This is a genomic window from Geomonas subterranea (assembly GCF_019063845.1).
GTDB lineage: Bacteria > Desulfobacterota > Desulfuromonadia > Geobacterales > Geobacteraceae > Geomonas > Geomonas subterranea.
Genome location: NZ_CP077683.1, coordinates 2,212,311 through 2,235,519, shown reverse-complemented (window position 1 = coordinate 2,235,519; position 23,209 = coordinate 2,212,311). Strand labels below are relative to the sequence as shown.

Below are 23,209 nucleotides of genomic sequence, written 5' to 3'. Positions count from 1 at the left end.
CTCCTTGCCGCCCGGCTTCCGCGACGCTCTTTCCGTTACGCCCGGGGTGGCGCCTGGAGCCTCCAGTCGTACTCCGCGTACTCAAGCTCAAAAGACTCCGGGTGCTCCCTGATCTCCCGCGCGGTTGCGGCGTCGGTGTACCCGGCCACGAACACCGCCACGTCGTGCGCGCTCCTCCCGGGATCGTCGAACCACTTGAAGATGCGCGGCAGCGTAAGCTTCCTCCCGGCCAGGTCGAGCCGCGCCTGCCGCGCGAGGTAGTGCCGCAGGGCGTGCGAGAGGGCGGCGTCCAGCGTGGCCGGGGTGAGGACGGTGACGGGAGGGGACGAGACGGTGCCAGTGCAGGCCGCGAACAGGACCCGCGGGTCGCTCGGGCGGATGGAGTGGCGCAGGCGCGGGTCCCCGGGGGGAAAGGGGGGGAGAAGCCATCCCGGTGCCGGACGGTTGCCGCGCAGGATGCCGTGCAGGATCGCCTCCGCACTGAACTCCTCCACGCCGATGCGGCACCCGGCCCTGCGGTAGAACCTGGGCACCTCCTTCACCGAAACCCGCAGCCCCAGCGCAAGCACGCCGTGGATCACGACCAGGGTGTGGAGGTTGCACCAGAAGCTGGTCCTCTCCGGGATTCCGGCGAGGGTTTCCGGGTCGAAAGAGGTGAGCGAGGCGAGGGCCCCGGCGATTTTCTCACGCATCCCCGACGCCGCGAGCCCCCCGAAGTCCGGGTACCCCTCCCGGGCGTGATCCCGCGCCACTTCGGCCAGGAGGGCCGCCAGGTCCTCCGGGGTCGCGGCGGCCGGCCCATGTGGCGCGTCGGGGAGGAGCAGCTCCGATGGCTGGGGCCTGCGCCGCTCGTCCGCCCTGGCGTTGGCCAGCGAGGTGGCGGCGACGATGTAGGCCTCGTGGCTGAAGGCCTGCGGGAAGTTCCCCAACTGCTCCTGCCAGGTCGGGTCGTACTCCTCGGCCAGGAGGTGGAGGTGCCCTCCCACCTGGTTCACGCGTCCCAAAAGGAGATCCGCCTCCTCGATCTCCCCCTGCTTGGCGAGGTTGGTGATGAGCCACAGCGTGCAGGCGAGGAAGGTGCCGTCGCGCCCCGGCAGCCCGTCGTCGGCGCGGTAGCGGTAGAGAAACCCCTCCTCGCCGAGGTCCATGCGCAACGCCTCCACCGTGGCGATCATGCGGGGATCGTCGAAGGGGATGAAGTCGCTGATGGACATGAGGAGCGCGCTCCCGTCCAGGGTGTCGCTGTCGTACCACATGGTGAAGGCCTGCCGCGTGGCGCTCCAGCCGCGCGAGTGCACTTCGCCCGCGATCCCGTCCCGCGCCTCATCCCACCCCTCTCCCGGCGGGAGCCCGAGGTGCCGGGAGATGCGCAGCCCCCGGTCCAGGGTCACCCAGCACATCACCTTGGAGTGGACGTAGTGCCTGGGCTCGCCCCGTATCTCCCAGATGCTCCAGTCGGCCTCGCGCCAGTGGTCCCGCGCGAAGTCGCACATAAGGCTGAGCCCCTGCCACATCCGCGGGGCGCTGTCGCGGTCGCGGCTGAGCGCCAGGTGGGCCGCGATCAGGACGTGGCCGTAGATGCTGAACTGTTTCTGCTCCGCAGCCTGGTTGCCGATCCGCACCGGGGCGGAGCCGCGGTACCCCTGCAGGTGCGGCAGTTCGTACTCGTCAAGCGTGCCGGAGCCGTCCATGCGGTACATCACCTGCAGCTCGTTCCGGCTGCTTTTGAGGATCACCTCTTCCAGCCACCCGAGGTAGCTCTGCACTTCCTCGAAGTGCCCCACCTCGAAAAGCGCGGTGAGCGCCATGGCGGTGTCGCGCACCCAGGAGTAGCGGTAGTCCCAGTTGCGCACCCCGCCGATCTCCTCCGGAAGCGAGGTGGTGGCCGCCGCGGCCATGGTCCCCTGCGGCTCGAAGCAGAGGAGTTTCAGCACCAAAAGGGAGCGGATCACCGGAACCCGGTGCGGACCGAGCTCGTTGAAGAAGCCGGTCCCGCTTTTGTGCAGCCAGTCGCGCCAGAAGGAGAGGGTTTCCACCAGGAGGTGCTCGGCCCGTCCTTCGGCGAGGGGGTCGGGCTCGCTCGCCCCGAAATGCAGCCTCAAAACCGCCCGCTCCCCCTGCTGCAGCTCCCACACCCCCCGGCGTCCCCCCCGGTCACGGAGAGCCCGCCGGTGCAGGAGAGGGCGAGGGTGTCGCTCCCCGCGCGGGCGACCACGCCCCGGCCGGGGTGCGGCGTGAGGTGAGGGATGACGCGGCCGTAGTCGAACCGGGGGGAGAACCTGACCCGGAGCCTCACGCGCCCCCGGTCGACCTTGATGAGGCGCAGGAGCACGAAGTCGCGCAGACCATCCTCTCCCTTCGGCTCGGGGAGGGTGAGGAAGTCGGTCAGGGTGCAGCTACCGCTGCGGGTGCGGAAACGCGCGGTGAGAACGTTGCTGTCGTCGAGATACGAAAGGGTGGAGTCCCATTCCCCTTCCGGGGTGACCGAGAAGGTTCCTCCCCGTTCCTTGTCGAGGATGGCCGCGAAGACGCTGGGGGAGTCGGTGTGCGGCAGGCAGAGCCAGTCGATGGCGCCGTCCCGCCCCACGAGAGCCACCGACTGCAGGTTGCCGATAATGCCGTAATCGCTGATGCTGTTGCTCATCGCACCCCCTTGACACTCATGTGCGGACCCCGTCCCGCGGGAACATTGGTGGAGTATAGCGGAGTAAAATTAAAAATCACCAATTTAAATGCGCGCGCCGGGGGGCTCATGTGCCGATGGTTTAAAAAAACAGAAGCATATATTTAACGCAATGGCGCAATGACGCTAAGAGGACCTAGACTCTTTTGTTGTCCCGGTTAGTTACTATCTTCCGCTACCTGCCGCTCCCCCCTTTGGCAAGATTCATTCGGGAATTCCGGGGACGCGAAAAGTTTGACCTACGAAGTGGTGCACGTTGACCAGAGCTCCCCCCCAAAGGGGGACTTTTATCGGCGGAAGATCATCGCTAATCAGGTTTGTTTTTGCCTCCCTTGCGCCTTTGCGGCTTTGCGTTAAAAAATTGGGTTTTTCACCTCTCCATAATCGTTGACATCCGGTTCAGAGTCGTTAAATATGCTGCTGTCCGTAATTCACATGAGAGAGGAACGAAACCTGCCATGCCGACGGTACTGGTGATAGAGGACGAGAGGGATCTGGCCGAACTGGTGGCTTTCCACCTGGAGCAGGAGGGGTACCACTGCCTGATCGCCGCGGACGGCAACTCGGGGTTGAGCGAGGCGCGCCGCCATAAACCCGACCTGATCCTGCTCGACCTGATGCTGCCGGGGATGATGGGAACCGAGGTCTGCCGCCTGCTCAAGGGGGGGGAGCAGACCAGCTCCATCCCCGTGATCATGCTCACCGCCAAAGGGGAGGAGATCGACCGGGTGGTCGGCTTCGAGATGGGGGCCGACGACTACGTGGTGAAACCGTTCTCGACCCGGGAGCTGATGCTGAGGGTGCGCGCCGTGCTGCGCCGCGGCGGAGACCAGGCGCCCAGGCCGGCGCAGCTCGCGCTCGGTTCCCTGCGCATCGACACCGAGGGGCACCGCGTGGAGGTGGATGGCGAGGAGGTGCAGCTCACCTCCACCGAGTTCAAGCTCCTGATGAACCTGGCCGAGCGGCTGGGGAGGGTGCAAAGCCGCGAGGTCCTTTTGCAGAACGTCTGGGGCTACACCTACCTGGGAGACACCCGCACCGTCGATACGCACATGACCCGCCTGCGCACCAAGCTCGGGGCGGCCGGCGACATGATCAAGACCGTGCGCGGCTTCGGCTACAAGCTGGAGGAGGCATGAGGGGAAGCTTCCGCTGGAAGCTGATGGGGTCCTACCTGGCCCTGGTGCTCTTTCTGGGCGCCGGGCTCTACCTCTACCTCTCCGGGAGCCTGCAGCGCTCCATGACGAGGGACACCCGCGCACATCTGGAGGACCAGGCGCGGGTGGCCGCGTTGATGGCGCTCAAGGAGATCGGCGACCTCGACCGTGACGCGCCGGCCCTGACCGCGTCGCTGGCACGCGCCATCCGCTCCCGGGTCACGGTGATCGCCGGGGACGGGCGGGTGGTGGCGGATTCCGGGGTCGAAGCCGTCCAGGTGTCCAGGCTGGAGAACCACGGCCACCGCCCCGAGGTGATCGCCGCCTTCCGGGAAGGGATCGGCAGCGCGGTCCGTTACTCGGCGACCCTGCACACCGACATGCTCTACGTGGCGGCGTCCTTTGGCAACAAGGGGGTGATCCGCCTGGCGCTGCCGCTCTCCGAGCTGGAGGCGGCCAAAGAGCGCCTGAGAAAGAGCCTGGGCGCGACCCTGGCGGTGGCGGTGCTCGCTTCACTGCTTTTTTCCTACTTCCTCTCCAACATCAACTCGAGAAAGCTGACCAAACTCGCAGCCGGCGCCAACCGGATCGGGCGCGGCGAGTTCGGCACCCGGATCGCCGTCCGCGGTCACGACGAGCTGGGGGAACTCGCGCGGGTCATGAACGAGATGTCCGGCCGGATCAGGCAGCAGCTGGAGCAGATCTCGTCCGAGAAGGGGCGCCTGGACGCCATCCTGGAAGGTATGGGGGAAGGGGTGATGGTGACCGACCGCGAGGCGACGGTCACCCTGGTGAACCCCGCGTTCTGCTCCCTCTTCGACACGGGGCCGCAGGTGGCGGGGCGACCGCTTCTGGAGATCAGCCGGCACCCGGACCTGCACGCCGCCTGCCGTGAGGTGCTCTCCGCGCGCACCGAGCGGCACCAGGAGATTTCCCTTCCCGGCGGGAGGGAGACGCTGGTGCACTGGGTTCCGCTTCTGGAGGAGGGGGAGCTGGCGGGAGCGGTCGCGGTGTTCCACGACATCACCGCCCTGAAGCGGGTGGAGCGGATCCGCCGCGACTTCGTGGCCAACGTCTCGCACGAGCTGAGGACGCCGGTCACGGTGATCAAGGGGTACGCCGAGACCCTCCTCTCCGGCCTCCTGGCGCAGGACCCCCAGCGGGGAGAGCGCTTCCTGCAGATCATCCTGAACCACGCCGAGCGCCTCTCGGGTCTCGTGCGCGACCTTTTGACCCTCTCCGAGCTGGAGAGCGGCGAGGTGGGGGTGAAGCCCGAGCGGATCGCGGTGGCGGACGCTGCGCGGCGCGCCCTCCTCCTCGTGGCCCAGCGCGGCGAGGAAAAGGGGGTGGCGCTCGGCTACGACGACGCGGGGGGGGAGCTGCGGGTGCAGGCGGACCGCGCCCGGCTGGACCAGGTTCTCATCAACCTTTTGGACAACGCCATCAAGTACAGCGAGGCGGGGGGGAGGGTGGAGCTTTCCGCCCGCCGCGAGGGGGAGATGGTGCGCATCTCGGTGCGCGACGGCGGCATCGGCATCCCGGAGAAGGACCTGCCGCGTCTCTTCGAGCGCTTTTACCGCGTGGACGAGGCGCGAAGCCGCGACAACGGCGGCACCGGCCTCGGGCTCTCCATCGTGAAGCACATCGTGCAGGCCCACGGCGGGACGGTGCGGGTGGAGAGCGAACAGGGAAAGGGCTCCGTCTTCTCCTTCACCATGCCGGCCGCCTGACCGCATCCCTGAGGGGAATCCCGGGTACCGGAAATGATGGCACCTTCCCCCACCCCCTGACCCCCTCCCGCAAGGGGAGGGGGGGGCGAGGCGGCTGATCAATTAAATCCTCTGCAGAACTTTCACATGAGTTCGGGTTTGACTCCCTTCTAATTACCATTACAGTTGAAGCGTCCGGTTTTTGCTGACATGTCCTTGTGATCTCGGCCCGCCAACGGCGGTTGCCGGGGCGTGACCATGAACGGCGCTCACGACAAGCTTCCCGAAAACCTCCCCTGGCACGAGCTCCCGGTGCCGGAGCTTTTCGCCGCCCTGCGCACTTCCGCCGCCGGGCTCTCCTCGCAGGAGGCCGCGGCGAGGCTCGCGCGCTACGGCCCCAACACGATCCGCGCCGCCGCGGCAAAACCCCTCTACCTGAAACTTCTGGCCAATTTCACCCATCTGATGGCGCTGCTTCTTTGGGCCGGCGGCGTCATGGCCTACCTGGGGGGCATGCCGCAGCTCGCCTTTGCCATCTGGGCAGTGATCTTCATCAACGCGGCATTCTCGTTCTGGCAGGAGCACCGTGCCGAGCAGGCGGTGGAGGCGTTGAAAAGACTCCTGCCGGCCCAGGCGACCGTACTGCGTGACGGTGAGGAACGCCAGATACCGGCGGCGGAGCTGGTCCCGGGGGACCTGGTACGGGTGAACCAGGGGGACCGCATCTCGGCCGACGCGAGGCTGGTCGAGGAGTGGGACCTGCGCGTAGACCAGTCCACCCTCTCGGGCGAGGCACATCCCGCCAGGAAGACCGCGGACCCGCTTACCGGGCAGCCCCTTTCCCGCACCGAACTCCCCAACCTGGTCTTCGCCGGCACCTCCGCCGTCGCCGGGACCGGTAGCGCCGTGGTATGCGCCACCGGGATGAGCACCGAGTTCGGCCGCATCGCCCACCTCGCCACCGCGACCTCGGATACCCCCTCGCCACTGCAGGTCGAGATCGACCGCATGACCCGCGTGGTCACCGCGCTGGCACTTGCCGTCGGCACGCTCTTCTTCGTGCTCTCGGTCGCGGTGCTGGGGCGCGAGCTGCACACCTGCTTCATCTTCGCGGTCGGCATGGTGGTCGCTTTCGTGCCGGAAGGGCTCCTCCCCACGGTCTCACTTTCCCTGGCCATGGCCGTTCAGCGCATGGCCACGCGCAATGCCCTGGTGAAGAAGCTCTCCTCCGTCGAGGCCCTTGGCTGCTGCACCGTGATCTGCACCGACAAGACCGGGACCCTGACCCAGAACGAGATGACCGTACGGGAACTCTGGGTGGACGCCGCGGTGCAGGAGGTCTCCGGGGTGGGGTACGCCCCGCGGGGGGAGATCGGCCGGGGCGGCGCCCCCTCCGCAGGCCTCAAGCGCCTGCTCACCGCCGCGGCCCTTTGCAGCGACGCGCGCCTTGTCGAGCCGAAGGGGACGTCGGAGCCCTGGTGCATCATCGGCGATCCCACCGAGGGGGCCCTCATCGTCGTCGCCCGCAAGGGAGGGATCGATCCCGAGGCGCAAGGGGCGCTACTCCCCCGGCTGCGCGAGCTTCCGTTTGATTCCGTGCGCAAGAGGATGACCAGCGTGCACCGCGAGGGGGAGGGGGAGACCGCCTTCGTGAAGGGGGCGCCGGCCGAGGTGGCGGCCCTTTGCAGTTCGTTGGCCCGGGACGGGGCAAAGCTCCCCCTGGAGCCTCCCCTGTTGCGGGAGGTGCTCGGGCAGGTGGACGCTTACGCACGCCAGGGGTACCGCGTGCTGGCCGTCGCCGAACGGAGCCTGCCGGGGGACCTCACGGATTACACGGCGCAGAGCGTGGAGAGGGAGCTCACCTTGCTGGGGCTGGTCGCCATGAACGATCCTCCCCGCCCCGAGGTGGCCAGCGCGGTGCAGAAGTGCCACAGCGCCGGGATCAGGGTCGTGATGGTGACCGGCGACTACGGCCTTACCGCGGAGAGCGTGGCGCGGCGCATCGGCGTGCTCGGGCGGGACGACACCTGCCGGCTGGTGAGCGGTGCCGAGCTGGACGCCATGGACCAGGCCGCCCTGGACCGGGTCCTCGCCGGGGAGGTGATCTTCGCCCGCGTCTCCCCCGAGCACAAGCTGCGCGTGGTGAGCGCGCTGCAGCAAAGGGGGGAGATCGTGGCGGTTACCGGCGACGGTGTCAACGATGCCCCGGCCCTCAAGAAGGCGGACATCGGCGTCGCCATGGGGCTTTCCGGGGCGGACGTCGCCAAGGAGGCGGCCGACATGATCCTCCTCGACGACAACTTCGCCTCCATCGTCAGTACCATCGAGGAAGGGCGCGCCGTCTACTCCAACATCAGGAAGTTCGTCACCTACATCTTCACCAGCAACATGGTCGAGGCCTGGCCCTTCATCCTGCAGATCACGCTCAACGTGCCCCTGGCCCTCACCGTGATGCAGGTGCTCGCCATCGACCTCGGGGCCGATCTCCTCCCGGCCCTCGCCCTCGGCACGGAGCCCCCGGAGCCGGGGATCATGGAGCGGCCGCCGCGCCCTCGCAGCGAGAGGCTGGTGAACCGGGCGCTTTTGCTGCGGGCCCTCGTCTGGCTCGGGTCGCTGATGGCCCTGTTCTGCTTCACCGGCTTCTTCCTGCTGTACGGGAGCTACGGCTATAGCGATCTGAGTCACCTGCCGCGTCTGGATCTCGTCCCCTACCAGGAGCGCCTCGCCTCCCCCGACGGCAGGGTCTACGTGCTGGCCGGCACCATGTTCTTCGCCGGGGTGATCGGGGCGCAGGCGGGAAACGCCTACTGCTGTCGCAGCGAGCGGTTCTCCGTGTTCCGCATCGGCCTGTTCGGCAACCGTTTCCTGCTGGCGGGGATCGCGTTCCAGCTTCTATTCTGCCTCGCCCTGGTCTACCTCCCCCCGCTGCAGCGCCTCTTCGAGGTGACGGCGCTTCCCCTCCGCTTCTGGGGGGTGATCGCCTGTTATCCCCTGTTCCTCTTCCTCGCCGAGGAGGGGCGCAAATGGTGGCTACGGAGCAGGGAAGCGAGGCGTGCGGTCGAGGGGGGATCTGGAGGTGCAACATGAGGATAATAGTGATCGGTTGCGGCAGGCTTGGGGGCGCGCTCGCCGGGGCGCTCTCCCGGCGCGGCATGGAGGTGGCGGTGGTGGACCGGGACGAAGCGGCCTTCGGGCGGCTCCCCCCCTCCTTTGCCGGGATCAAGGTGGCGGGGATGGGGTTCGACCGGGAGGTGCTGGTGCGCGCCGGGATAGAGAGCGCGGACGCCCTGGCGGCCCTCACCGCGAGCGACGAGGTGAACGCGGTGAGCGCGCGGGCGGCGCGGCTCGTGTTCAAGGTGCCACGGGTGGTGGCGAGGCTCTACGACCCGGGGAAGGCCGAGGCGTACCGGCGCCTGGGGATCCCCACCATCTCGCACGTCACCTGGGGGGTCGGGCGCATCATCGAGCTTTTGTGCTACTCGCCGCTGGAGCAGGTGCAAAGCCTGGGAGGGGGGGAGGTGGAGCTGGTGCAGGTCGAGCTTCCGCCGCTTCTGGCCGGCCGCAGCGTCGGCGAGCTGACCCTCGTTGGGGAGATCATGGTGGTCGCCGTCACCCGGCAGGGAAGGACGCTCATCCCGACGCCGGGAACCCTGTTCCAGCACGGGGACCTGGTGCACCTGGCCCTGCTCACCTCGTCGTCGCAAAGGCTCAAGCACCTGCTCGGCCTGCCATAAGGAGGACGCCATGTTCGTGATCGTCGTGGGTGGTGGCAAGGTGGGGGCGCACCTGGCGGGGCTTTTGTCCCGGGGGGGGAAAGAGGTGCGCCTGATCGAGGAGCGGCGCGAGCTCTGCGCGGCGCTCTCCCGCGAGCTCGGTGACGTGCGGGTGTTGCAGGGAAGCGGCTGCGATCCGCAGGTGCTGGAACAGGCTGGGGTGCGGGAGGCGGACGCGGTGGCGGCGGTGACCGGAACCGACGAGGCGAACCTGGTGGTGGCGGGGCTCGCGCACGCGGAGTTCCGGGTGCGGCGGGTGATCGCGCGGGTGAACGACCCGAAGAACCTCTGGCTGTTCACCCCGAAGCTCGGCGTGGACGTGGCGCTGAACCAGGCGGACATCCTCTCCCACCTGATCGCCGAGGAGATGTCGCTGGGCGAGATGATCACGCTTTTGAAGCTCAGGAAGGGGGAGTACTCGCTGGTGGAGGAGACGGTGCATCCCCGCTCGGGCGCTGCCGGGCGCTCCATCATGGAGCTACCGCTTCCCGCCGAGAGCGTCATCGCCGCGGTGATCCGGGGGGGGAGGCTGATCGTGCCGCGGGGGAACCTCGTGCTCGAGGCGGGGGACGAGGTGCTGGCGCTCGCGCACGCCCGGGAGATCCCGAAGCTGTCGGCGCTTTTGGGCCCCCCTCAGGGAGGCTAGCCGCCGCCGGAGGGGGGGAGCACCTCCTCAGCACCCGCGCCACATCCTTCACCGTGTAGGGCTTGCTGAGCGTGGCGCGGAAGCCGTGCTCCCTGTACTCGGACATCACCGGGTCGTTGGAGTAGCCGCTGGAAACGATCAGGCAGGCCTGCGGGTCCAGTTCCAGGATGCGCCGCGCCGCCTCCTTCCCTCCCATCCCTCCCGGGATGGTCAGGTCCATGATCACCGCGTCGTAACGCCCGCCGTTTTGCCGCGCCGTGCGGTACAGCTCCACCGCCTCGCTCCCCTCGCAACAGGTGGTGGAGCTGTATCCAAGCTGCTCCAGCATGGCCGAGGTCAAGTCCCGGATCAGCTCCTCGTCGTCCATGACCACCACGCTGCCGCCGCCGGCGGGGGCGTGACCGGTCTGCTGCTCCCTGGCAAGCTGGGCGGCGCTTTGTCCAAGCGACGGGAGGTAGATGGTGAAGGTGGTGCCCCGCCCGGGGAAGGAGTCCGCGAGGATCACCCCGCCGTGCCTGGTGACGATGGAGTGGGTCGAGGCGAGCCCGAGGCCGGTGCCGCTGGCCTTGGTGGTGAAGTAGGGGTCGAAGATCCTCTTCAGATCGCTCTCCGAGATGCCGCACCCCTCGTCGCTGAAGTCCAGCCGCACGTAATTCCCCGGCGCGAGCCCGAGCCGGTTCTCCGGCTCCATGGTCTCGTTTCTCCCCGTGATGGTCAGGGTGCCGCCGCCGGGCATGGCGTGCACCGCGTTGATGATGATGTTGTTGAAGGCCTGGTTCATCTGCCCTTCGTCCGCCTCGACGATGTCGAGGGTGTCGGGAATGTCGATCCTCCCCCTGACGTTGGTCCCCCGCAGCACCAGTGACAGCGATTCGCCGGCCAGCTGCTTCACCGAGAAGACCTTCTTGACGGGCTGCCCCCCGCGCGCGAAGGTGAGGAGCTGCCCCGCCAGTTCCGCCGCCCGCTGGCACGCCTTTTCCGCCTTCCCGAGCGGCCCCTTCGCCTTGTGCTCCTTTTCCAGCACCATCTGGGCGAAGCTGATGTTACCCACGATGCCGGTCAGGATGTTGTTGAAATCGTGGGCGATACCCCCCGCCAGGACGCCGAGGCTCTCCAGCTTCTGCATGTTGAGCATCTGCGCCTCGATCCGCTTGTTCTCGCGGTCCAGGCGCTTCTCCTCGGTGATGTCCTGCACCATCACCAGCAGGTGCGCCCTCTCCTCCACCTGGAAACGGGCCAGGTAGCAGCGCATGGTGAGTTCCCTGCCGAAGGTCGACTGCAGTTCCCGCTCCAGGATCCGGGGGGTGCCGTCGGCGAGGACCAGCTCCGCCTGTTCCCCCATGCCCCCTTCCCCCCCCCAGGAGAGGAGGTGCCTGAAGTTCTGCCGCAGCAGCTCGGCCACGCTCCCTCCGGTGATCTCGGACGCGGCCTGGTTCGCCCTGATGCAATTGCCGCTCTCCCCGTCGAAGACCACGATCCCCATCGGGGACTGGGCCAGGAGCGTCTCGACCAGCATGAGCGCCTTGCCGCGCGCCTGTTCCGCCTCGATACGGTCGGTGATGTCGGAGATGATCCCCACCAGGGCCCGCAGCGACCCGTCCGGCGCCTCCAGTCTCCTGCCGGAGAGGTAGCCCCAGAAGTGTCCTCCCTGGCCGGACAGGTAGTGGCGTTCGGTGCTGGCGTGGCTCACCTCGCCGGTCATGAGCCGGTGCATGAGCTGGTTGCCGGCTTCATGCTGGTCCGGGTGCAGGTGGCTCGTGTAGCTCGAGCCGATCAGCTGGTCCATGCCGCAGCCGAACATCTCGGCCATGCGGTTGTTGGCGAAGCGGATGATCCCCTGCGGGTCCACCATGATGATGCCGGCCTGCGAGGTCTCGAAGGTCACCCTCAGTTGCTGTTCGCTCTCCTTGAGGGCCGCCTCGGCCGACTTGCGTTCCGAAACCTCCGCCTGGAGCACCGCGTTCAGCTGCCGGAACTTCATCACGATGACGCACAAAACCGCGATCACCGCGGCGCAGATCAACAGCGCGCCCAGCAGCAGCGAGTAGTTGGGGCCGGGCCTGGGGTCGTAGATGATGCCGGTCGGGTCGAACCCGTCCGGGAGCATCCTAATGCCGGCGAAGGTGTCGGCGATGTGGCGCCAGCGGGTGGGGCTCTGGTAGCCAAGCTCCACCAGGGTGGGCTGGATCAGCGACTCCATCTGGTTCGCCTCGAAGAGGAGCCACTCGCGGCTGCGTTCGCGGGAGTACTTGGCGAGGATGAGGTCGGCGATCTCCTCCTTGTGCGACAGGGCGTAGCGCCACCCCTTGAGGGTCGCCTCCCGGAAGGCCCGGACCAGCGCCGGGCGGGAGGTGATGTTGGCGCGGGTGGTGAAGAAGTTGTCGCCATAGAAGTCGATGCCGTAGGTGAGCGGTGAGAAGATCAGGTACGGTTCGCCCGCCTGTTCCAGTATGTAGGGCTCGTTGAAGCTGTAGGCCATCATCACGTCGGCCTTGCCGGCGATGAGGTCGCGGGCGTCGCCGCGGTGCTCCACCTTGACGATGTCCTTCTCCTCGATGCCGTTATTCTTGAGCAGGGTGAGCATGTCGCCGTGCTGGTTGGAATACATGAAGCGGCGACCCTTCATGTCGGAGACCTTGTGGATGCCGGTCTTGCGCGGGGTGAGCAGTATGGCGGGGGAATGCTGGAAGATCTGGCCGAGCACCACGAGGTCGTCGCCGTGGGCGCGGTGCATCAAAAGCGCCGAGGTCCCCACGCCGAAATCGGCGCGCCCGGAGGTGACCGCGTTCTCGACCTCGACCTCGGGGCCCCCTTCGCGGATGGTCACGTCGAGTCCCGCTTCGCGGTAGAAACCCTTGTCCAGGGCGGCGTAATAGCCGGCGAACTGGAAGTGGTGCAGCCACTTGAGCTGGACGGTGGCGTGCTCAAGCGCGAGGGCGGGGTGTGCGAGTGCGAGCGATATTGCCAGCGCAAGCAGGATGCCCCACCCCGTGCGCACGCCTTTTCGGGCAGGTTTCATGGTGCGGTCCTCGTGGCGCAATGGCGGCGATGGAGCGACATGGGCGCGGGGTCAGGGGGTGTTGCAGTAGTCGGCCAGGTAGCCGCGGACGCGGTCCAGGTCGTCCTGCTCCTGGTCCGGTTCTTCCCGCATCAGCTCCATGAGGAGGGCGATGCAGCCGCTGCCGTCCACGTCATGGTCCACGAATTTCACGCCGAGCAGCTCGTTGGCGCCGTGCACCACCTCGGTCCAGATCTGCAGGGGAGGGCGGGGCTCTGGGTCGGGGTCGAGGTGGATGCGCAGCAGGCAGCCGGTTCCGCCGCTGAGTCCGGGAGGATGGCACAGGTGGAGCAGGGCGCCGTTGAACGAGATGTTCTCCAGCACGCCGGCGAGGGACTCACCGTGGTGCACCAGTTCCACCTTTTTCGATGATGGTGCCCGATAAAACTGTCGCGACTCTGTCATGGCGCGCAGACCTTTGGCAAACGGGATGAAGTGTTTAATTCATCATCGGTGAAAACGCTCCCCTTCTTGAGAACTTTTCGCGGAAGCTTCTTCGCCGCAGTGTGAGACCCACCGCTTAGGCAATCACTTCGAACATGCGGCCGCATTATGCCATGTTTGGGCCGCCTTTAGCCATTCAATTCCTACATCTTCAAAAGGTCACCCGGTTCGTATCGCCCTTCGTGCTTCAGTGCCGCGGCATGAATAACTGCCGCGATAGTGCTTGAAACTGGTAATACCATCTTGTATAAGTACGAAGGCTTGACGAACAACTGGCGGACAGCTCCGTTTTTCCCGCCCACCTTATCCCCGCGGCGCCGGCTGCGGATACCTCATGACCGCTCAGAAGCCGGGCCTGAACCGGCGGCCTGGCGCGGTATTCCCCTGGAGCACCGCCGATGGGATACGCCGAGGCAAGAGAGCACCGCACGCACAGCTCCTACCTGTGGGGCCCCGCCTTTTTGCTGCTGCTCTGCGCGCTGGTCCGGCTGGCGCGCCTCCCGGTACCCATTCTCTACATCTACCTGCTGTCGAGCCTCACGGCCTTCACCCTCTACGCCGTCGACAAGCGCGCCGCCGTGCGGGGCGGGCGCAGGATCCGAGAGCGCACCCTGCACCTGGCCGGTCTCTTCGGAGGGTGGCCCGGGGCGGTCCTCGCGCAACGCGTGCTGCACCACAAGTCGCAAAAGAGGTCCTTCCAGCTCGTGTTCCGGCTCACCGTGCTCGCCAACGCCGGGGCGCTCGCCCTCTACGTCTGGGGGCGGCCGGGAGGGTGAAGGCCGCCGTGCGCCCTTTTGCCCTTGGCCGCGCCCTCACCCTGCCCCTCTCCCGGGGGGAGAGGTGAGGTGGACGTAGGTGGCGGGAGATTAACCTGACTATTTCATGAAATGAAGGCCGTGGAGGTATGGTGCCAGGTTGTGATGATCAAGGGATGGAATACGGGATGTTCACCTATCCGGTGCAGGATGACCACCGGTCGCTGTACCAGGAACTGGTGCAGGTGAACCGGACCCTCGAACAGAAGGTGCAGGAGCTGAACCGGGCGCAGCAACGGCTCATGGAGTACCGCAAGGTCTTCGAATGCACCCGCGACCTCATCTACGTCTTCGATCGCGACTACCGCTACGTCATGGCCAACGAAGCCTATCGCGAGTGCCGCAAAAGCCGGTTCCCGGACCTGATCGGCCGCACCCTCCCGGAGGTGGTCGGTGAGGAGACCTTCGCCCGGATCAAGCCGCACATAGACGCCTGCCTCGCCGGCAGCGAGCTGAGCTTCGAGGACAGCCACGACTACCTCGACAAGGGGATGCGCGACCTGCTGGTCACCTTCTCCCCCGTCTACGACGGCGACCGCGTGGAGCGGGTGGCCTGCCTGATCAAGGACGTGAGCGAGCGCAAGCTCCTGGAGGAGCAGCTGCGTCAGTCGCAGAAGATGGAGGCGATCGGCACCCTCGCCGGGGGGATCGCCCACGACTTCAACAACATCCTCACCGTGATAGCCGGCTACGCCTCGCTGATCCAGATCAACGGCGAGGAGAGCGAAGCCGCCGCCATGGCCGGGGAAATCGTCCTGTCGGTGGAACGCGCGGCGGAGATGACCAGGAGCCTTCTGGCTTTCAGCAGGAAACAGGAGGTACACCTCGACACGGTGGACCTGAACCTGGTGGTCGCGGAGTTGCACAAGAGCCTGACCCGGCTCATCAGCGAGGAGGTGGAGCTCGTGGTGCGGGTCGCCGGGGAGGAGCTCTACTGCCTCGTCGACCGGGGGCAGCTGGAGCAGGTGCTGATCAACCTGGCCGTTAACGCCCGGGACGCCATGCCCCGGGGAGGGGTCCTCGCCATCTCCACCGGCGTCGCGGAGCCGGAGGGGGAGGGGATGCCCGCCGGACGCTGCGCCGTGATCACCGTCTCCGACAACGGGACGGGGATGGAGACGGAGGTCCAGGAGCGGGTCTTCGAGCCGTTCTTCACCACCAAGGATGTGGGGAAGGGGACCGGGCTCGGGCTCTCCTCGAGCTACGGCATCATCAAAAAGCACAACGGGACCATCCGGATGCAGAGCGAGCCGGGTGCCGGCACGAGCTTCAGCATCTACCTTCCCCTCTCCGTGGAGCGCCCGGCCGGGGAGCGCCGGGACGCGGAGGAGCGCCCCGGCGCCGGCAGCGGCACGGTGCTCCTCGTCGAGGACGAGGAGACGGTGCGCAACATGACCCGGCTGCTCCTGGAACGGCACGGCTACCGGGTGCTCACCGCGTGCAACGGCCAGGAGGCCCTGGAGCTGTTCAGGCAGGACCCGGGGAGCGTGCAGCTCCTTTTGAGCGACGTGATCATGCCGCGCATGAACGGCAGGGAGCTCTGCGAACAGGTGCGCCAGCTGGCGCCGGGTGTTCCCGTCATTTTCATGAGCGGTTATCCCGCCGACGTCATGTCCGAGAAGGGGATCTGCGGCGGCGGCGCCTACCTGCAGAAGCCGGTCAAGCCGGAAGAACTCCTGGGGACGCTGCGGCAGGCCCTGAGCACATGATGCACCCATCTCCCGCCGGGATGTACGTCGGGAGTTCCATCTCTATTCGCACCCTCATTTCTTTCCACTGAACCTGTCGTTGTCCCTTCCCGCCTAAGTCATTGTCAGCTCCTTGCACAGTTCAATTTGCAGGCTAAACTTCTTAGCGTTTCATTTTTAGTGATCGTACGACGACAAGAGCTTGGGATGCCTTCCTCTGTAAGTAGTAACCAGATTTTTCTGCCACCGTTGATGATCCTGGTATCAGCATTGTATGTTTTTAATAGTGAGTGCGCGGCAATCTGAATAAATTTGACTTCCGTCAAATCTTTTGCCGACCATTTCGTGCATGAATTACTCCCATTTTGAAGCTGCAATCGGCGATGTCGGCCGGAATCCCTTACCCTCACAGAAGGAGGAAAACGATGCTCAAGAAGAATGTGGCTGTAACCGCAGCGGTTGTAGGTGCCATCGCGCTGCTGTCTCTCCCCGCCCTGACCACGGCGGCGAAGAGCAAGCCGGTGCAGGTCGCCAACGACGGCAGGGCCAAGTGCTACGACTGTCACGACGAGGTGAAGGCGCTCAAGGAAGGCTCGAAACACGCCAAGCTTTCCTGCAAGGTGTGCCACGACAAGCTGGACGCCCACATGAGCGACCCGGAAAAGAACAAGCCGGTCACCGTCATCGACCAGTCGCTGTGCGGCAAATGTCACAAGGAGCAGTACGAAAGCTTCTTCGAGGTGAACTACGAGGCGTCCGCCAGGAAGGAGAAGGGGACCCCCACCGGGCGCTCGCCGATGCAGGACAAGCTCCTGGCAGGCCACGGCTTCACCTTCGAGCACGCCGAGCCGCGCGGCCACGCCTTCATGGTCATCGACCAGTTCGCCGTGGACCGCTTCCAGGGGGGGCGCTTCCAGTTCAAGAAAGGGTGGCAGGGGGTCACCTCCACCGGCAAGACCTGGGACGTTCTGACCGACACCGGGAAGAAGCTCCCGGAAACCGCCATGGCCGGCAACCCGACCTGCATCCAGTGCAAGACCTCCGATCACCTGTTGAAATGGAAGTTCATGGGTGACAAGGATCCGAAGGCGAAGTGGGACCGCACCTCCAACATCGTGGATGTCGCCAAGGACACCAACAACCCGCTGGGGTGCGTGCACTGCCACGACCCGCACGGCACCCAGCCGCGCGTGGTGCGCGACGCGCTGATCCAGGCCATCGAGAAGGACCCCAAGGGCAACATCTTCGCCAAAAACGGCGCCACCGATCTGAAGGTGATCGACTTCCGCGGCTTCAGGAAGATCGGCATCATGCAGAAGACCGACTCCAGGATGATGTGCGCCCAGTGCCATGTCGAGTACAACTGCAACGCGGGCACCCAGTGGAGCGACGCAAAGCCGGTGAAGTACGACGACCTGCGCACCAACCACTTCCCGCTCAAGAACTCGCTGCAGCTTTTGAAGCACTACCAGGACCTGAACTTCTTCGACTTCAAGCACGCCATAACCGGCGCGCGCCTGATCAAGTTCCAGCACCCGGAAGCCGAGACCTACGCGGGGAGCGTCCACGACAAGGCGGGCGTTCAGTGCCACCAGTGCCACATGCCGCAGCAAAAAGCCAAGAACGGCAAGAAGTTCTCCACCCACGGCGTGATCCGTCCCAAGAACCACGTGAAAGAGGCGTGCCTTGGCTGCCACCCCAAAGACAGCGTGGCCAAGAAGAGCTACGAGATCGATGCCGCGCAGAACTACGTGAAGGGTAAGATGCGCAAGGCCGAGTACTGGCTCGGGCAGCTGATCGACACCTATGCCGCCGCCCAGCGGCTCGGTGTGGCCCCGACCGTCCTGGACGAGGCGCGCGCGAAGCACGAGGAGGCGCACGTCTTGTGGGAATACTGGACCGCCGAGAACTCCGACGGCTTCCATAACCCGGAACTCGCCCGCGAATCCCTTGCCGGCTCCATCGCCGCCTCCAAGGCGGGCGTCAAGATCCTCAACGACGCCATGACGGTAGCCAAGAAGGACGAGCCCAAGAAATAGCAGAAGCGCCAGTAAAGCTGGCAAAGCCCCGGCTCCACATGGAGTCGGGGCTTTTTTTGTTCTTCCGGGATTCCCGGGGAACCAGCGCGTGCTCCATCGAAGGACGGGACGGTTCCCTTCTTTGCGAAGTGGGGAGTTACCTCACGAGCGGTGCTTTTTTGGTGGACACTTTACTCTCTGTTTTCCGGGTGGTCGAAGGACCCAATTGTTGAGGCGCGACTGCGTCACTCACAGGCCCAGTTGTTTCCGGTAAGGCTGCCGCCTGTCCAGACGGAACCGTGGGGGCGATGTACTATTAGAAATAAATAATACGTTAAATGTAACCGCGGTATTCAAGGAATGAAGGGAGGGTTCCGATAAAACTCTCACATAGGAGGTTTGGCACCATGCTTTTCGCTAACTGCCTCCACTTCACTGTCAGGGGTGCCCGATGGCTTTCACATTCTTCATGCGCGACCAGCCCACACTTGAGTACGCGGCCGATCACATGATCGGCTACGCCACGGGGCGAAGCCGCATCAAGATCTGGGACGCCGGCTGCGCCCTCGGCCAGGAAACCTACACCATAGCCATGATCTTCGCGCAGAAGATGAACTCCTTCGGCTTCAAGAACCTCCGTATCGACGCCACCGACTACGACAGCGCCAACAACTTCGGCGACGTGGTCAAGGCTGCCACCTATCCCTACGAAGAACTGCAGCGCACCCCGGCGGAACTCTTCCAAAAGTACTTCGAGCCGGCGGACAAGCCAGGCCATCACCGGGTGGTGCCGCTTCTGCGCGACCGGGTCAACTTCCAATACCACGACCTCCTCTCACTTAAGGCCCCTGGCGGCGACTACTGCCTGGTTGTCTGCAAGAACGTGCTGCTTCATTTCCAGTACCCGGAGCGGGTCGAGGTCTTCAAGATGTTCCACCAGGCCCTCGCCCCCGGCGGCTACCTGGCCACCGAAAACACCCAGAAGCTCCCCCAGGAGGTCGCCCACCTTTTCCAGCAGGTGGTGCCGGACGCGCAACTGTTCAAGAAGATCGGAGCCTAACCGTGAAGATCATCCCCCTGAAGAAGAGTCCGGCGACCTACAGCTGCAACTCCTATCTCATCCTGGGGGACTGGAACCGCATCGACGACGTCAACACCCTGATCGATCCCGGGGTCGACGGCTACATCGCCGACCAAATCCGCGAGCTCTCGACGGGGTTCGGCAAGCAGCCGGTCGAACAGGTGATCCTGACCCACAACCACTTCGATCACACCGCGGGGCTCGGGGCGATACGGTCGGCCTTCGGCTGCAAGGTGTTCGCCTACCGGCAAGGTGCGGGGGTGGACGAGGTCTTGAATGACCGTCAGTTCATCCGGGCCGGGGACGATTTCCTGCAGGTGCTGCATACCCCGGGGCACTCCAGCGATTCCATCTGCCTGTACGCCCCCGCCGCGCAAGCCCTCTTTTCCGGCGACACCCAGGTGAGGGTGCTGGGGGAGGGGGGAAGCTACACCAGCGAGTACGTCGCCGCACTGAAGTGGTTGTGCGGGCTGAAAATCAGGAGCATCTACTCCGGCCACGACGAGCCGGTCCTCACCGGTGGGGGGGAGATACTCCTTAAATCCCTCGAAGAGGTGCTGAGATCGCAGCGCAGCTGAACATGCCATTCCCCTCGCGTCGATACGGAAGCCTTAGTGGGCGACGTGTCGCCGGGTGATAACGCGGAACCAAGGAGGTAGTCATGAAGTGGTTTTACGATTTGAAGCTGGGGGCGAAACTGATGACGGGTTTCATCGCCATAGCCGTCATCGCCGGAGCGATCGGGTATTTCGGCATCCGGGAGATTCACGGCATCGAGGCGGCCGACAGCAAGCTGTACGAGAAAATCACCATCCCTATCGCGCAACTGCAGGATGTATCCACCTCCTTCCAGCGCATCCGTGTCAACATGAGGGACCTGCTCGCGGCCGCCACCCCGCAGGAGGAGCAGGCCAAGGTGGAAAGGATCAAGATGCTGCGCGGCGAACTGAACAAGGCGGCCGGGGAGTTCGAAAAGACCATCCTGACCGAAGAAGGGCGCAAGCTCTTCCAGGAGTTCAGGCAGGCCAGCGCCGGGTATGACCCCATCATCGACCAGATCGTACGGCTCGCCCTTGTCAACCGAGACAACGAGGCCAAGGCCCTCATGGCTGGTGACGGCGCCAAGTTCTCCAGGATGGAGCAGGACGCCATCGACAAGCTGGTGGACGCCAAGCTGAAGCAGGCGAAGCTGACCGCCGACGGCAACGCCGAGCTGGCCACGGGAGCCACCAAGATCATGCTGGTCCTGATCGTGGTCGGCGTGGCGCTGGCCCTGGGCCTTGGGCTTTTCATCACCAGGATCGTGCAGCGGCAGCTCGGTGCCGATCCCAAAGAGGTCGGCGAGGTCGCCAACCGCGTGGCGGCCGGCGACATGACGGTCGCCATCGACCTGAAAGGAAAGCACGAGGACAGCGTCATGGCCGCCATGCAGAAGATGGTGGATTCCATCAAGGCTCTGGTGGCTGACGCCAACATGCTGGCCGACGCGGCCATAGCAGGGAAGCTCGCCACCCGCGCCGACGCCTCCAGGCACCAGGGGGACTTCCAGAAGGTGGTGGCCGGTGTCAACGACACCCTGGACGCGGTGATCGGGCCCCTGAACGTGGCCGCCGAGTACGTGGACCGCATCTCCAAGGGGGACGTCCCGCCGAGGATCACCGACAGCTACAACGGCGACTTCAACGAGATCAAGAACAACCTGAACGTCTGCATCGACGCGGTGACCGCCCTCGTGGCAGACGCCGCGATGCTCTCGCAGGCGGCGGTGGACGGCAAGCTCGCCACCCGCGCCGACGCCACCAGGCACCAGGGGGACTTCAGGAAAATCGTTTCGGGCGTGAACGATACCCTCGACGCCGTTATCGGGCCCCTGAACGTGGCGGCCGAGTACGTGGACCGCATCTCCAAGGGGGACATCCCGCCGAGGATCACCGACAGCTACAACGGCGATTTCAACGAGATCAAGAACAACCTGAACGTCTGCATCGAGACCCTGGACACCCTGATCGCGGACATGAACAACATGTCGACCCAGCACGACCTGGGTGACATCGACGTCCAGATCGCGGCTGAGAACTACCAGGGGGTCTACCGCCAGATGGCGGCCGGCGTGAACAACATGGTGAACGGCCACATCGCGGTGAAGAAGAAGGCGATGGCCTGCATAGCCGAGTTCGGGCGCGGCAACTTCGAGGCGGAACTGGAAAAATTCCCGGGCAAGAAGGCCTTCATCAACAACACCATCGAGCAGGTGCGGACCAACCTGAAGGCGCTCATCGCCGATGCCGACATGCTGGTGCAGGCGGCGGTGGCAGGAAAGCTGGCCACCCGTGCCGACGCGACCAGGCACGAAGGGGACTTCCGCAAGATCGTCCAGGGGGTGAACGAGACGCTGGACGCGGTGATCGGGCCGCTGAACGTGGCGGCCGAGTATGTGGACCGCATCTCCAAGGGAGACATCCCGCCGCGCATCACGGACAACTACAACGGCGACTTCAACGAGATAAAGCTGAACCTCAACAACTGCATCGACATCATGAACAACCTGCTGCTCGAGGCGAACAAGGTGGTGAAGGCCGCGGCCGACGGGCAGCTGGACGAGCGGGCCAACGCGGAGCTCTTCATCGGCGGCTGGAAGGAGCTGGTCCTCGGGGTGAACAACATCGTCACCAACATCGTGAACCCGCTCATGGTGACCGCCGACTACGTCGACAAGGTGGCCAAGGGTGTCATCCCCCCGGCCATCGTCACCGAGTACAAGGGGCAGTACAACATCATCAAGGACAACCTGAACGCCGTCGTGAAGATGATGAACGAACTCCTCGAGCAGACCGACATCATCATCAAGGCCGCAGCCGACGGTGAACTGGACCAGCGCGCCAACGCATCCCTCTTCGTCGGCGGGTGGAACAAGCTGGTGGCCGGCGTGAACGACACGGTGAGCAACATCGTGAACCCGCTCATGGTGACCGCTGACTACGTGGACCGCATCGCCAAGGGTGACATGCCCCCGGCCATCGTGACCGAGTACAAGGGGCAGTACAACCTGATCAAGACCAACCTGAACGTGCTGATCGAGGCGATCAACAAGATCACCGACGCGGCCAAGGAGGTCTCCAACGGAAACCTGATGGTCTCCCTGAAGGAGCGCAGCGCCCAGGACGAGCTGATCCATGCCCTCTCCGCCATGGTCGGCAAGATCACCGAGGTGGTCACCGAGGTGAAGGTGGCCGCGGACAACGTCGCTTCCGGCAGCGTCCAGCTCTCCGCCAACGCGCAGTCCATGTCCGAAGGGGCCTCGCAACAGGCGGCCGCCGCCGAGGAGGCGTCCTCCTCGATGGAGGAGATGAGCGCCAACATCAGGCAGAACGCGGACAACGCGCAGCAGACCGAGAAGATCGCGGTGAAATCCGCCGAGGATGCCAAGGAGGGGGGCAAGGCGGTCGCCGAGACGGTGCAGGCCATGAAGGACATCGCCGGGAAGATCTCCATCATCGAGGAGATCGCGCGCCAGACCAACATGCTCGCGCTGAACGCGGCCATCGAGGCGGCCCGCGCCGGGGAGCACGGCAAGGGGTTCGCGGTGGTGGCTTCCGAGGTGAGAAAGCTCGCCGAGCGGAGCCAGGTCGCCGCGGGGGAGATCTCGGAGCTCTCCGTGTCGAGCGTCGAGGTTGCCGAGCGGGCAGGGGAGATGCTCTCCGCCATCCTCCCGGACATACAGAAGACGGCCGAGCTGGTGCAGGAGATCAACGCCTCCAGCAAGGAGCAGGACACCGGGGCCCAGCAGATCAACAAGGCGATCCAGCAACTGGACCAGGTAATCCAGCAAAACGCCTCGGCCAGCGAGGAGATGGCCTCCACGGCCGAGGAACTTTCCTCGCAGTCGGAGCAGCTGCAGTCGACCATCTCCTTCTTCAGGGTCGACATGGTGGCGCGCGGGCAGCAGCCGGCCCCCAAGCAGCTCACCAAGTCCGCCGGCAAGAACGAGGTCAAGCAGTTAAAACAGAGGCCCGCCGCTCAGAGAAAAGCCATGGGGCACGACCTGGTCATGGCCGACATGGACGGCGACAACGACTTCGAGAGGTTCTAGAACAAAGCGGATCCGGGCGGCCGTACCTCAGGCCGCCCGGCCTTTTC

General features: G+C 65.3%; 14 protein-coding genes and 1 pseudogene. 11 read left to right on the top strand and 4 right to left on the bottom strand.

Annotation, left to right across the window (positions count from 1 at the left end):
* Nucleotides 1-35: 35 nt before the first annotated feature.
* Together KP001_RS09625 and KP001_RS21980 are read right to left on the bottom strand one after the other, a co-directional pair.
* Nucleotides 36-2,102, bottom strand: coding sequence for a glycoside hydrolase family 15 protein (locus KP001_RS09625; protein ID WP_239027956.1), 2,067 nt, complete (start codon nt 2,100-2,102; stop codon nt 36-38).
* Complete coding sequence (locus tag KP001_RS21980) at nt 2,099-2,644, bottom strand: trehalase-like domain-containing protein (RefSeq protein WP_239027955.1); 546 nt, start codon at nt 2,642-2,644, stop codon at nt 2,099-2,101. The genes KP001_RS09625 and KP001_RS21980 overlap by 4 nt, the downstream gene beginning before the upstream one ends.
* A 497-nt stretch (nt 2,645-3,141) precedes the next feature.
* Here KP001_RS21980 and KP001_RS09620 point away from each other — a divergent pair, with 497 nt between their 5' ends.
* The 5 genes and pseudogenes from KP001_RS09620 to KP001_RS09600 all read left to right on the top strand — a co-directional run.
* Nucleotides 3,142-3,822, top strand: a complete 681-nt coding sequence (locus KP001_RS09620; protein ID WP_217289297.1) for a response regulator — start codon at nt 3,142-3,144, stop codon at nt 3,820-3,822.
* The gene (gene pnpS, locus KP001_RS09615) at nt 3,819-5,570 is read left to right on the top strand and encodes a two-component system histidine kinase PnpS (protein WP_217289296.1); all 1,752 of its coding nucleotides are present in this window, start codon (nt 3,819-3,821) and stop codon (nt 5,568-5,570) included. The genes KP001_RS09620 and pnpS overlap by 4 nt, the downstream gene beginning before the upstream one ends.
* Nucleotides 5,571-5,807: 237 nt before the next feature.
* Nucleotides 5,808-8,636 (top strand): cation-translocating P-type ATPase, encoded by a 2,829-nt coding sequence (locus KP001_RS09610; RefSeq protein WP_217289295.1) that lies wholly within the window; start codon nt 5,808-5,810, stop codon nt 8,634-8,636.
* Nucleotides 8,633-9,283: a potassium channel family protein gene (locus KP001_RS09605; protein WP_217289294.1), complete on the top strand. Its 651-nt coding sequence runs from the start codon at nt 8,633-8,635 to the stop codon at nt 9,281-9,283. Before KP001_RS09610 ends, KP001_RS09605 begins: the two co-directional genes overlap by 4 nt.
* Before the next feature lie 10 nt (nt 9,284-9,293).
* Nucleotides 9,294-9,890: pseudogene (locus tag KP001_RS09600) on the top strand (potassium channel family protein); the annotation flags it as partial.
* Here KP001_RS09600 and KP001_RS09595 read toward each other — a convergent pair.
* Both KP001_RS09595 and KP001_RS09590 read right to left on the bottom strand, forming a co-directional pair.
* Nucleotides 9,823-12,987, bottom strand: coding sequence for an ABC transporter substrate-binding protein (locus KP001_RS09595; RefSeq protein ID WP_239027954.1), 3,165 nt, complete (start codon nt 12,985-12,987; stop codon nt 9,823-9,825). The pseudogene KP001_RS09600 and the gene KP001_RS09595 overlap by 68 nt on opposite strands.
* A gap of 51 nt (nt 12,988-13,038) precedes the next feature.
* Entirely contained in the window at nt 13,039-13,431 is a 393-nt protein-coding gene (locus KP001_RS09590) for a PilZ domain-containing protein (protein ID WP_217289292.1), read from the bottom strand.
* 437 nt (nt 13,432-13,868) lie between these two features.
* Here KP001_RS09590 and KP001_RS09585 point away from each other — a divergent pair, with 437 nt between their 5' ends.
* From KP001_RS09585 to KP001_RS09560, 6 genes are all read left to right on the top strand, one after another.
* Entirely contained in the window at nt 13,869-14,246 is a 378-nt protein-coding gene (locus tag KP001_RS09585; RefSeq protein WP_217289291.1) for a DUF1294 domain-containing protein, read from the top strand.
* A gap of 155 nt (nt 14,247-14,401) precedes the next feature.
* Nucleotides 14,402-15,994: a hybrid sensor histidine kinase/response regulator gene (locus KP001_RS09580; RefSeq protein WP_239027952.1), complete on the top strand. Its 1,593-nt coding sequence runs from the start codon at nt 14,402-14,404 to the stop codon at nt 15,992-15,994.
* A 404-nt stretch (nt 15,995-16,398) separates the two neighbouring features.
* Nucleotides 16,399-18,012, top strand: a complete 1,614-nt coding sequence (locus tag KP001_RS09575; protein WP_217289289.1) for an ammonia-forming cytochrome c nitrite reductase subunit c552 — start codon at nt 16,399-16,401, stop codon at nt 18,010-18,012.
* A gap of 430 nt (nt 18,013-18,442) precedes the next feature.
* A complete protein-coding gene (locus KP001_RS09570) occupies nt 18,443-19,051 on the top strand; it encodes a CheR family methyltransferase (RefSeq protein ID WP_217289288.1) in 609 nt (202 codons plus the stop codon).
* A gap of 2 nt (nt 19,052-19,053) precedes the next feature.
* Entirely contained in the window at nt 19,054-19,650 is a 597-nt protein-coding gene (locus tag KP001_RS09565) for an MBL fold metallo-hydrolase (RefSeq protein ID WP_217289287.1), read from the top strand.
* Nucleotides 19,651-19,733: 83 nt separating this feature from the next.
* The gene (locus tag KP001_RS09560) at nt 19,734-23,162 is read left to right on the top strand and encodes an MCP four helix bundle domain-containing protein (protein WP_217289286.1); all 3,429 of its coding nucleotides are present in this window, start codon (nt 19,734-19,736) and stop codon (nt 23,160-23,162) included.
* Nucleotides 23,163-23,209: the final 47 nt, after the last annotated feature.